Annotated in this window: 12 protein-coding genes and 2 pseudogenes; 7 read left to right on the top strand and 7 right to left on the bottom strand. The window is 38.8% G+C overall.

What is annotated here, in order from left to right:
* Positions 1–21: 21 nt before the first annotated feature.
* The 4 genes and pseudogenes from IM322_RS13695 (at position 22) to IM322_RS13680 (ending at position 2,565) form a co-directional block, all read left to right on the top strand.
* A pseudogene (locus IM322_RS13695) lies at positions 22–307 on the top strand (hypothetical protein).
* A gap of 67 nt (positions 308–374) precedes the next feature.
* Complete coding sequence (locus IM322_RS13690) at positions 375–1,931, top strand: AAA family ATPase (protein ID WP_287675007.1); 1,557 nt, start codon at positions 375–377, stop codon at positions 1,929–1,931.
* 74 nt (positions 1,932–2,005) lie between these two features.
* Positions 2,006–2,227, top strand: coding sequence for a DUF433 domain-containing protein (locus IM322_RS13685; RefSeq protein WP_287675005.1), 222 nt, complete (start codon positions 2,006–2,008; stop codon positions 2,225–2,227).
* 5 nt (positions 2,228–2,232) lie between these two features.
* Positions 2,233–2,565: a DUF5615 family PIN-like protein gene (locus IM322_RS13680; protein WP_004163946.1), complete on the top strand. Its 333-nt coding sequence runs from the start codon at positions 2,233–2,235 to the stop codon at positions 2,563–2,565.
* Positions 2,566–2,652: 87 nt separating this feature from the next.
* Here IM322_RS13680 and IM322_RS13675 read toward each other — a convergent pair.
* Together IM322_RS13675 and IM322_RS13670 are read right to left on the bottom strand one after the other, a co-directional pair.
* Positions 2,653–3,020: pseudogene (locus IM322_RS13675) on the bottom strand (Uma2 family endonuclease); the annotation flags it as partial.
* A 424-nt stretch (positions 3,021–3,444) separates the two neighbouring features.
* Complete coding sequence (locus IM322_RS13670; RefSeq protein ID WP_287675003.1) at positions 3,445–3,939, bottom strand: hypothetical protein; 495 nt, start codon at positions 3,937–3,939, stop codon at positions 3,445–3,447.
* 455 nt (positions 3,940–4,394) lie between these two features.
* Between IM322_RS13670 and IM322_RS13665 the strand changes: the two genes are divergently transcribed.
* Positions 4,395–5,225 carry a hypothetical protein gene (locus IM322_RS13665; RefSeq protein ID WP_287675002.1) on the top strand — a complete coding sequence of 277 codons (831 nt, stop codon included), beginning with the start codon at positions 4,395–4,397 and terminating at the stop codon, positions 5,223–5,225.
* A 129-nt stretch (positions 5,226–5,354) separates the two neighbouring features.
* Here IM322_RS13665 and IM322_RS13660 read toward each other — a convergent pair whose 3' ends face one another.
* A complete protein-coding gene (locus IM322_RS13660) occupies positions 5,355–6,038 on the bottom strand; it encodes a DALR anticodon-binding domain-containing protein (protein WP_287675000.1) in 684 nt (227 codons plus the stop codon).
* 448 nt (positions 6,039–6,486) lie between these two features.
* On the opposite strand from IM322_RS13660, the gene IM322_RS13655 reads away from it, so the two are divergent.
* Positions 6,487–6,705: a hypothetical protein gene (locus IM322_RS13655; protein ID WP_286825227.1), complete on the top strand. Its 219-nt coding sequence runs from the start codon at positions 6,487–6,489 to the stop codon at positions 6,703–6,705.
* Complete coding sequence (locus tag IM322_RS13650; protein WP_287076827.1) at positions 6,698–6,982, top strand: type II toxin-antitoxin system RelE/ParE family toxin; 285 nt, start codon at positions 6,698–6,700, stop codon at positions 6,980–6,982. Before IM322_RS13655 ends, IM322_RS13650 begins: the two co-directional genes overlap by 8 nt.
* Positions 6,983–7,053: 71 nt before the next feature.
* Here IM322_RS13650 and IM322_RS13645 read toward each other — a convergent pair whose 3' ends face one another.
* The 4 genes from IM322_RS13645 to IM322_RS13630 all read right to left on the bottom strand — a co-directional run bounded on the left by IM322_RS13645 (position 7,054) and on the right by IM322_RS13630 (position 10,243).
* Positions 7,054–7,968, bottom strand: coding sequence for a DNA adenine methylase (locus IM322_RS13645; protein ID WP_287674997.1), 915 nt, complete (start codon positions 7,966–7,968; stop codon positions 7,054–7,056).
* Positions 7,969–8,041: 73 nt separating this feature from the next.
* Positions 8,042–8,557 (bottom strand): alpha/beta hydrolase, encoded by a 516-nt coding sequence (locus IM322_RS13640; RefSeq protein WP_287674995.1) that lies wholly within the window; start codon positions 8,555–8,557, stop codon positions 8,042–8,044.
* A gap of 167 nt (positions 8,558–8,724) precedes the next feature.
* Positions 8,725–9,051, bottom strand: a complete 327-nt coding sequence (frp, locus tag IM322_RS13635; RefSeq protein ID WP_287733135.1) for a fluorescence recovery protein — start codon at positions 9,049–9,051, stop codon at positions 8,725–8,727.
* 229 nt (positions 9,052–9,280) lie between these two features.
* A complete protein-coding gene (locus tag IM322_RS13630; RefSeq protein ID WP_286825231.1) occupies positions 9,281–10,243 on the bottom strand; it encodes an orange carotenoid-binding protein in 963 nt (320 codons plus the stop codon).
* Between the last annotated feature and the right edge of the window lie 469 nt (positions 10,244–10,712).

Raw genomic sequence — 10,712 nt, 5'->3', positions numbered from 1 at the left:
CAGAGTATCATAAAAAACATCATGCAAGCATACAAACTCAAAGGAAAAATTGATCAATCTGGTAACTTGCTGATTACCGAACCCCTGAATTTACCCCCCGGAAACGTGGAAATTGTAGTTTGGGCAGCCACAGACACCCTTGATCATACCACAACCCCAACCACTGAATCAGCACCAGAAACACCAAAAAAGACCAACTAAAATCAAGGTTTTGCAAAACTGGTTTGAGAAAACCCAACCTGCACCTCCTGATTTTGATCCAGATCAAGCTAAATGGGAATATTTAAAGGAGAAACATAACCTGTGAAAGTCTTGCTTGATACCAACATAATTGATAGTGTAAACTTAAAGAGTTCATCTATTACCAAAATTCTATGACTCGCTGGTTTAATATTGCAGGTCCCTGTTCAGACGATATCCACTATATGCTCTCTCCCACAGTCAGATTACCAGATTTAGAGGAGCTAATTCAACAACGTAGTTATTTTGTTCTTCACGCACCACGACAAACGGGGAAAACCACCGCTATGTTATCCCTAGCAAAACAACTGACTGATACTGGAAATTATGCCGCAGTCATGGTATCTGTAGAAGTAGGAAGTGCATTTAATCATGATCCTACTGCCGCAGAATTAGCAATTTTAGGGGCATGGTATAATACAATTGAGGATAGTTTACCGACCGAATTACAACCTCCTGCTAAACAATGGCAACAGGAAGAACCAGGAAGCAGAATTAAGGCTTTTTTAAGAGGTTGGGCAAAAGCTATCAATCGTCCCATAGTATTATTTATAGATGAAATTGACTCTTTACAAGACCAAACATTAATATCAGTTTTACGACAGTTAAGAGATGGTTTTCCTAAACGTCCAGAAAATTTTCCCTCATCAGTAGGATTAATTGGTTTACGAGATGTGCGAGATTATAAAGTAGCATCGGGAGGTAGTGACAGATTAAATACATCCAGTCCTTTTAATATTAAAGTTGCTTCTCTGACTATGCGAAATTTTAATCTGGTAGAAGTAGGAGAATTATATCAACAACATACAGCAGCAACTGGACAAATTTTTACACCAGAAGCAATAGAAACAGCATTTTATTTAACACAAGGACAACCCTGGTTAGTCAATGCTTTAGCTAAAGAAATTGTAGAAAAAATGGTAAAAGATAGAAATATCGCTATTACCAAAGAACATATTTTAACAGCCAAAGAAATATTAATTGCTCGTCAAGATACTCATTTAGATAGTTTAGCGGAAAAACTCAGAGAAAAACGAGTTAAAAACATTATTGAACCAATTTTAGCAGGGCAAACCTTACCCGATACCCTAGCAGATGATAGGCAATATTTAATTGATTTAGGATTATTAAGACGTGATCCGATGGGAGGATTAGTTATTTCTAACCCTATTTATCGTGAAGTTATTCCCCGCGTTTTAGTACAAGGAACTCAGGACAGTTTACCTTTAATTAGTCCTAGTTGGTTGACGGCAAAAGGTGAATTAAATATTGATGGTTTATTAACAGCATTTCTCAAATTTTGGCGACAACAGGTCGAACCTTTATTAAGTAGTGCTGCTTACCATGAAATTGCCCCCCATATTGTATTAATGGCTTTTTTACATCGTGTGGTTAATGGTGGGGGGGTTTTAGAAAGGGAATATGCAATTGGTAGTGATAGAATGGATTTATGTCTGCGTTATAAAGATGTAATTTTAGGGATTGAATTAAAAGTATGGCGGGATAAAAAACGCGATCCGCAAGCTGATGGAATTGAACAATTAGAATCTTATTTAGGGCGTTTAGGTTTAGATTTTGGTTGGTTATTTATCTTTGATAGGCGGAAAAATGCCTTACCAATGGAAGAAAGATTATCAACTGAGGTTGTGCTGACGGAAAATCAATATAGAATTACTGTGATTTGCGCTTGAGTGTTTCCAAAACTCACTGTTTTTAGCAGAAATAAATGGTATCATAAAATTAATAAAAATGCACTCGTCACATCATGAATTACAGAGACTATATCACAATTGAACCCAATAAACGTGGTGGTAAGCCTTGTGTACGTGGCTTGCGAATCACAGTTTATGAGGTGCTTGAATACCTAGCTTCGGAAATGACAGAAGAAGAAATTCTTGATGATTTTCCCGACCTAACGCGAGAAGATTTAAAGGCTTGTATTGCTTATGCGGCTGATCGTGAACGTCGGTTAATGATTTCGACTTGATCAGCATGAAATTACTATTTGATGAAAACTTATCCCCTAAATTATCCACCCGTTTGAGCGATATTTTTCCAGACTCCCTTCATGTTCGAGATGTAGGAATGAAAGCAACAATAGACCCCATAGTTTGGAATTATGCCAAAGATAATGATTTGATGATTGTCTCGAAAGATGCTGATATGCACGATCTAAGTTTAGTGTTTGGGAATCCTCCCAAAGTCATCTGGCTGAGACTGGGAAACTGTTCTACTTTACAAGTTGAAAATTTACTGCGTCGGGAGTTCAGTACAATCAAATTATTTTATGAAGATAAAAATTCATCATTGCTTGCTCTCTCATAATCTTCCTGAAAATTTGGAACTGCGTTCAAACCAGTAATAAGGTGCGTTACATTTGACATTTTACATTGTACTCTTTACTCTTTACAAAAGTTCGGGAATTTGTAAGCGTTTGTATGCTTCCAGTTTATTAATTCCTCCACTACTAACAACCACCTCAATCACTAAATCAGGATGTTTTCTATTTGCTTCCAACTCAGAAGATTCATCACCTTCTTTTTTAACCTTTTTAAATTCATTTTCTAAGGTGACAGAACCAGTAGGAGTAAAATCTAATCCCAAAAATTCTCAATAAATTTCTACTAAAGAAGCATTTTTCTAATCTCCAAAACTCCATCTAAAAAAGATAACCTTAACCCTGGGCGATCGATTAGCTGTTCAACAGCTTTAAATTCTCTCCAGGTTAAGTCACTAATTAAAATTGGTTCTGCTTCTCGTTCGATGAATGTAGTTATCATAATTTAAACCCAAATTTAGAGAGGGAATTTTTCTCAACATGATATCATATAAAAACAGATGATCATGAAAAATATCATGGAAGCATACAAACTGAGAGGAAAAGTAGAAATCATCGTCTAACAAACGACCCTTAATCATACCATAGCCAGTAAACCTTTTGAGAATACCAAATCATCAGACCTCTTGTAAAAATCAAAAATTGTTGTTAGGATTAGAAGTCAGTAGTCAGGATAATTAAGAATGAATAATAATCAATTAAATAGTCTATTTACGGATTTTATGCCATTTAATCCTTATTTTTGACGTTTTTGAACCCTCAAAAATTAATTATGCAAGAGACTTATCTAAATTACTTGTTAATACTGCACACTTAAAACTCAAATCTGATAACTGATAACTGATAACTGATAACTGATAACTGTCTTACTCGGCTTTTACCAAACCCTGAGAGCGAATACAGGCCTGTTCCCAGCGACAATCGGGATTAACTTCCACCGGTTTGAGTTGCGCCCAGATTTCGCCTTGAGCATCGGCATAAAAACTATCGATAATAGCGGCAATACGAGTACCAAAAGGTTCGGTAATGAGGACAGAATCGGTCAGATTAAATACTTCGCCATTGGCTCCCGTCGCTTTTTCGATGACGGGAATTTCTGCTTTGGGAATTGGTTTTCGGAATAGAGGAGCCGAATCGGAACGGGGACGGAAAGGAGATTTTATCTCGCTACTGACTGATTTTACCGTTTCTGCGGCTGGTTTTTCCTCGATGATTTCTGAAGGGGTTTCCGGGGGTTTGGGGGGTACTGCGGCCCTAGAACCCTTTTTAATAATTTGTAGAGGTTGTAGGGGAGGAGTGGTTTTAATTGGCTCTTCGGGGGGTTCAGGGGTGCTAGGGGTTTTCTTCGGGGGACGTGGCATGATACGACAAGGAAAATAAAAACTATAGAATTATTGAAGCACATCGAGCCGCTAACCCGCTCGACCGATGCTTGTATCAATAGATATCTAGGGTTTGCGGCAAAAAGTTTTTCGTGGGGGTAGGGTGTGGGGTGTGGGGTATGGGGTTTTATGGCTGGCACTTTTTGATGGCAAAAAAGTCTAAAAGTCTTACCCAACAAGGTTTTTAGATTTATTCAGCCAACCCTATCTACGAATTAGTCGATTCCCCTCTCTCCCAACTTATTAAAAAAATTTCTCATTAAGTATTGACAAAAATTCCTAATAAGCTTATGGTTATTTATAGTGTTCTCCTCTCAAGGATCGGCAGTGGAACCGCGCGGCAGTCTCTAACAATGCGGTTCCCATTTTTTTTTGGAACGATAGAAGGCTTTTAACGTCTCTAAACTTCTAGGTTTCCTCATCCTTTGGCTTTTATGAACGATAATTCCGACCTGTACCTCGATCATCTCACCCATGCGGATACTGTCATCACTGCTGAAATTGTCGAGCATGAGAGTCAATCAACAGATGAGACAGATTGGGCAGCTCTATCCTCTCATTTACGTCAACAAAATCAAGAATTACAAGCGGAGATCTGGCGACGGGAGCAAGCTCTCGCAGAACTGCGATCGCACTTAGCCGAGCAAAATCGTCGCTGGCAAAGTTGCGATACCCTAATCCAGCAGCAAAACGAGGAACTGCAATACGAAAAGCAACAATTACAGCGAGCTTTAGGGGAAATCGAACAGTATCGTCAAGCAGAACAACGGCAACCGATGATTATTGCCAATTTGACCGCAGAATTGACCCGCACGCGTCAACAATTAGCCCGTTTAGAGCGAGAATGTGCCTTAATTCAGGAAAGTTATCAGGAAAAAAGCCAAAAACTGTGCAACTATGACCAGCAATTGCAGGAATTACGCACCCGTCTCCAACGTCAGCAACGCTACACCCTCCAGTATAAAGCGGCCTTGGCCCAGTATTTCCAGCGCGGTAGCGATCGCAATTCTCCCCCGGATTTAGCCATTGTCGCCAAGGCAGCCGCGATCAAGCCTTGGTCTCAGACAGAGAATCAAGAAAGCGATGAAGTGGCTCCCATCGATGAGTTTTTAGCGGAATTAGAGACAATTGAGCCAGTAGAATCCTTAAATAAGAAAGATAGGGATTGGCCCGCACCTATCATCTCCCCTTCCCCGAAATATTCCTCTTTTCGGGTTGATTTGCCCACTTTTATTAAATATCGCCAAGAAGAAAATAATTCCTGAACAACAGAAAGAGAGCCGGCGACTGTCCATGTTTCGTCTCGGCTCTCTATTCTGGTTCGCTCCTCACACTAATTAAAATCTATCATAAGCTGATGGTTTTGTCCACTAAATTCATAAAAGTTAATATTTTTATAGTTCCGTCATCGGCAGCAGTTGCCATTTTTGACGGAGAAGACGGTTAAGTAGTTTTTGACTGACGCTAATCAGGATTAATCTCGATCGCTGAATTGGGGCCGATTCTCCGATAATGCGACAGTTACGCTCAAAATTGAGCATTGCCTCGCAAAAATTTGCGGTTAGGGGATAGGGTTTCTGGCGTTCCCAACAATCACAAACGGTTAAAATTTGCAGGATTAAAGCTATTTCGGCGGGATGATGCCACGATAATAGTTCAGACTCGATTAATCTAATTTTTTCCCTATTGAGCAGTTGTAACAAACCAGAATAGCGAGCGTGAGTGTATTGAAATAAAAAGAAAAATTCTCCTCTGGGATGGAGAGGAAGCTCATCCGAGAAAAATTGATCGATTAAATCGTTTAGTTTCAGTAACCAAAAGGACAAAAATTGCTGATCTAATAATAATTCTAGCCATCCTTCTTTAAGCTGAATTTGCGGAAAAAGGACGATTAAATGGTTAAATATGGTTTGAAATTGAGCGGGCGTAAAATAATAAAACAGAGGTGAACGATAGAGGATAATATCAGTTTTTGGGCAACGATAGAAAGTTAATTTATGGTTGTTTTCTGGAAAAATATTAATTAATTGTTGTTTTAAGCAATGCTCGATCGAGGGATGATTGCAGATAAAATTCATACTCAGAAGGGTAAACGTAGTCGTGCCCAATTAATTGCCATTGGCGAGATAGGCACTATGGTCAAAGCAAATTTTTAGCTTAAGATGGATATAGGCGATCGGATAGTCTTTCTCTTGTCAGAAACTTCAGACTATCTCTAGGGGCTTACCTCTGTCAATCCCGGGGGTTGCACTTCACTTTTGCATGGGCGCTATATCTAATATATTATCGAAGAAGACTATCATGAAAGGGGAGTTTACTGCTATCATTGAAGCGGCAACAGAAGGGGGATACTGGGCGATTTGTACTGAAATTCCGGGTGCAAATGGTCAAGGAGAAACCCTTGAAGAAGCCAAGGAAAGTTTAAAAAATAGGCACTCATGCAAGAGGCAGTTATATCTGTGTAATTAATTTTGCTTAGGTACTGACAATAAATTTATTCTTTAATTTGAAAAAGGAAAAGCGCCAATGTCACAAACCCTTCAATTTCATCAAATTTTAGAAATGATTGACAATCTTTCTTTTGATGAACAAGATGATTTAATCAGTATTATTAGACATAGACAAATTGAAAAAAGACGAGAAGAAATCGCCAAGAATATCCATCAAGCGCGTCAAGACTACCAACAAGGGAAAGTCTTTCGGGGAAACATTGATGATATTATCGCAGAATTAAACAATGACTAAATTAATTCTAAGCTCATCCTTTAAACGAGCTTTTAAGGTAATCATTAAAAGCAGACCCGATTTAAAAAGCAAAATTGAGGCTAAATTAAGATTACTTGCTGACGATCCCTATAATCCTATATTACGCACTCATAAACTTAAAGGAAAATTATCAGGAGCTTGGGCTTGTTCGGTTGAATATGATTGTCGTATTGTCTTTTGCTTTGAGCAAAATCAAGAAACCTTGCAAGAAGAAATCAATTTAATCGATATTGGGACTCATGATCAAGTCTATTAATAGTCTTGCCCCTCGATCTCTTGAAGAAATATTTTTATTCATGTCGTCTTTTGTGTTAGGCTTAATTTTTGTCAATTATTGATCAGTAATTCCCAGATTTCTCCCCTATTATTGCCCTGGGAATTAATATTTCGTCGGGCTTTTACCCTTTGAATATTATAATCTTTATATAAATCATCAAAAAAATTATTGTCAGAGTCAAAGTTTTTAACGTCGGAATTACTTAAAACAAATTTATAACCGGCCTGATCCACTCGATCGATAAATTGTTTTAATCTTATTTGCTCCTCATCGTTAAAATTTTCTTTAGTATAAGAGGTAAAAGCTGATGTTTTTTTAATCGGTTTATAGGGAGGATCAAAATAAAATAAAGTCTTGTTATTGGCATAATTTAGGGTTTGGACAAAATCTCCTTGTAGGATCGTTACTTTTTGTAAATGATGGTTGACAGCTAATAAGTTTTCTTCATTGCAGATCAATGGTTTGACATATTTTCCAAAAGGGACATTAAAGAGTCCTTTGCTATTGACTCTATAAAGTCCATTAAAACAAGTTTTATTGAGAAATAATAACAAAACTGTTTTTTCTAGATCGTCATCGCAGCTGCGAGAATTAAATTCTATTCTTTTATCCCCAAAAAACTTTTGTTGTTCCTCTATATTTTTAAGTTCATAAAAATCCTGCTGAATTTTTTTAAGCTTGACTATTAATTCTTTGACATTATTTTTAATAACATTATAAGCCATGATTAAATCAGGATTGATGTCATTAATAATAACTTTTTGGACAGAAGAAAAATTATTTAAGACTGAGAATAAAACTGCCCCACCTCCGACAAAAGGTTCAATGTAGTTAAACTGACAATCTTGAGAAATCTGGGAATTAATCAAAGATAGAATATTGGGAACCAGTTGAGTTTTGCCTCCCGCCCACTTTAAAAAAGGTTTGGCGCTAACTGTTTTCCTTTCAGACAAAGAAGTGGTCATTATTCCTACCAGATTATCCTAATTTATTCAATTTACAGCGCAATTCAAGAAAACCTGAAAGGCGGATTTGGTATCAGAAAGGTAAACGGGGCATTTTTTTCAAAACTGACTCAATTTGGTTGATTAAATCCAGCAGACGATTGCCATCCACATGAACCTCGCTGGTGGGATAATTAGCGAGGACTTCGATGATTTGAATCTCGTTATCGTTGAGGGCAGAAGTGACTAAGGAACCCCGTAAAGCTTGCCGACTAGCAGCCCGATTGGGGGTGTGGACAATTTCGGCGGCATAATCTAGCAAACTTTCGCCCAAAAAACTATTAAGAAATTTGGAAAGAAAGACGGCATCCACCGCTACGCGACGATTAAGGATTTTACGGAATTCTTCGGGTTTTTGGTTAGCCATCTTTAATTGTGCCGCTAAAGCGGGAGCTAATTCGCCTGTTTCGCTCAATTGCTTTAATTCTGATACCGATACAGACCCTTGGAAGATGTAGTATTTGATGATAGCTGATTCGGCGGCTGACAAAGATTGACAAACACCGAGAAAGATAGATATTCCTAGGGGAAGTAAAAGATTTTTGAACATAAACCAAAGGTGCAAAACAAGCGAAAAGCGGTCGGGATGATTGACTCATTCTAGCGGAATTGGTTGCCGCTTAGGAAAAACTTAAGACGGGGTTGATTATCTAGAGATGAATTTTTGAGTCACCCAACTAGAAGCAGAAAGCTGATAGCTTAATGCCAATCATTAATTTACATTCGCGAGAGGGCAGCGATTTTCGCTAGTTTATCTTTTTCCAAACCGTTGAGATCCTCTAGCTTTAACCATCCTTCCTTTAACAGTTGAGCAAAGACAAAAATTAGGGAAGTATAGCGATAGTCATATTTACCATCAATCTGATGTCGTCGGGCGCTTAGATAATCGTGCATTTGCCAGATATCATCTAAAACCGTGATCTGAACAGACTGTTCTTTAATATGTTCTATTAAAGTGCTAGTTTCTCGCTGATAGGCTTTTTGGAAAGCAGTTTGAGCAATTTCTTGTTCGGTATCTGACCAAATTATTTCACTCACGGGCATGATTTTAGTTTTAGGGATGATAATTTTGGGTTTTTGAGCTACCATGACTCTTGGCTCCGACATCTGTAAGAATGATTGTTTAGTTATTCTTACCTACATCAGAGAGGAAACTGGTGTATTTCCCAATTTTTTAAAGTCAGCTTTTTGATTGTAGAAAAAAAAGAGTTCACTTGACAAGGAACTCTAATAAATTTCATCAGAATTTTTAATGATTTCTTCCAGTAGCTATTTAGCCACGGGCAAAGTTTAATAATTCTTTCGGAGAAGCTAATAAATCGATCGCTACGAAGAAAATTTTATTATCAGGAGTTAGGAGGAAGCGCCATGCCATATTCATACCCACACCCGCACCAAACCAGGGGGTTTGTACTTTTCCCGTCACTTTAATCTGAGTAAAACCGTCATCGGTGGGTTCCACTACACCGCATTCGGGGATTAATTTCAAATTTTGGCATTCTTCGCGGAAAAAGCGATATACTGACTCTTTACCGACGATGGGACGTTGGAAAGGTGGTTGCAGAGCGCCGTCAGGGGTGAATAATTCAATTAATACATCAAAGTCATTGGCGTTGAGGTTGTCCATATAGTTGAGGACGGTGGCATTGGTAACGCCTTCAATGCTAACTTTGGTCCGTTCGGCAATATTTTGGGGAGGAACCACGGGTTCGGAAATACGGTTATAATCGCCCAGTTTCTTGGGATCGTAGCCCATATCCACCACACAATTCCGCAGAACGGTGATTTGTTGTCCCGACTCTAATTTTTTAATCCCGTCTAAAACGGCGGTAGCATTAGCAGATAGTTGATAACCCTTGGGAATTGGCGCAACACTGCCATCTTCCATCCATTGTCCTAATTGATACCAGAATCCCAGTTTGATATTAGCAGACCAAGTGCCGTAGGTACGACAAATCGGGGTGTCAGCATGGTTCGCTAAGTCGCACATCACCTGCGACTGTTGCAAGGGTGACATCTGCCGAATTTCATTCATGGTGTTTTCGGCAAATACCATACTAGCGGCGCCGGGGGCGGCAACGGTGATGGTTTTGCCCATTTCTAGGTAGGCAAACCAAATCAAGGCTAGTTGATCTTCGGTATTCAGCTGATTGAAACGCGCAATCGTGGCAGGAACCACATCCGCTGATAGCGTGTTGGGGAAAATGCTCCGCGCTGATTCGATCGTAAACGGCATAGATTCACCTTGAAGTAAAGTTTTGTATCAATTTACTCCCATTCTATCATATTTGCGCCCCAAGGCAGCACCGATGGAGAAACTTTCCCAAAAAAAGCTGTACTTTAGATCACACTTGCCCGGGATTATCAGCAAATCTTGATGGTTGAACAACTGTTCCATCATTTATCTAGGGTTTGCGGCAGCAACTAGCGATCGCTTTTAGTTTGGCGATGCTAGATAACGGAAAGTATCTCTAGAGGATGATTTTTGCTGCTCTAACTCGTTTTCAACCCGGGACTACTCTTGATGATCCCTAGTTTTTTCTAGGATTTCTCACCCCGTAGTAGGGGCTCTTCTAGGTTCTGTGTGAGCATGGTATAATAGTAACACAGAACAGGAGGTGGGTTATGTGGATAAATTTTGAGCAACTCCTCGATTTACCAAATGTAACAGTGGTCAATTATCAAAAAATTGAGCAGACAATTTT

The organism is Microcystis sp. M109S1 (genome assembly GCF_020247025.1).
Lineage (GTDB): Bacteria > Cyanobacteriota > Cyanobacteriia > Cyanobacteriales > Microcystaceae > Microcystis.
This window is presented reverse-complemented; position numbering and strand designations above follow the sequence as displayed.

Bases quoted from the DNA above. Each gene is read 5' to 3' on its own strand.
- IM322_RS13690 (WP_287675007.1), top strand. From the start codon at position 375: ATGACTCGCTGGTTTAATATTGCAGGTCCCTGTTCAGACGATATCCAC.
- IM322_RS13685 (WP_287675005.1), top strand. From the start codon at position 2,006: ATGAATTACAGAGACTATATCACAATTGAACCCAATAAACGTGGTGGT.
- IM322_RS13680 (WP_004163946.1), top strand. From the start codon at position 2,233: ATGAAATTACTATTTGATGAAAACTTATCCCCTAAATTATCCACCCGT.
- IM322_RS13670 (WP_287675003.1), bottom strand. From the start codon at position 3,939: ATGCCACGTCCCCCGAAGAAAACCCCTAGCACCCCTGAACCCCCCGAA.
- IM322_RS13665 (WP_287675002.1), top strand. From the start codon at position 4,395: ATGAACGATAATTCCGACCTGTACCTCGATCATCTCACCCATGCGGAT.
- IM322_RS13660 (WP_287675000.1), bottom strand. From the start codon at position 6,038: ATGAATTTTATCTGCAATCATCCCTCGATCGAGCATTGCTTAAAACAA.
- IM322_RS13655 (WP_286825227.1), top strand. From the start codon at position 6,487: ATGTCACAAACCCTTCAATTTCATCAAATTTTAGAAATGATTGACAAT.
- IM322_RS13650 (WP_287076827.1), top strand. From the start codon at position 6,698: ATGACTAAATTAATTCTAAGCTCATCCTTTAAACGAGCTTTTAAGGTA.
- IM322_RS13645 (WP_287674997.1), bottom strand. From the start codon at position 7,968: ATGACCACTTCTTTGTCTGAAAGGAAAACAGTTAGCGCCAAACCTTTT.
- IM322_RS13640 (WP_287674995.1), bottom strand. From the start codon at position 8,557: ATGTTCAAAAATCTTTTACTTCCCCTAGGAATATCTATCTTTCTCGGT.
- frp (WP_287733135.1), bottom strand. From the start codon at position 9,051: ATGCCCGTGAGTGAAATAATTTGGTCAGATACCGAACAAGAAATTGCT.
- IM322_RS13630 (WP_286825231.1), bottom strand. From the start codon at position 10,243: ATGCCGTTTACGATCGAATCAGCGCGGAGCATTTTCCCCAACACGCTA.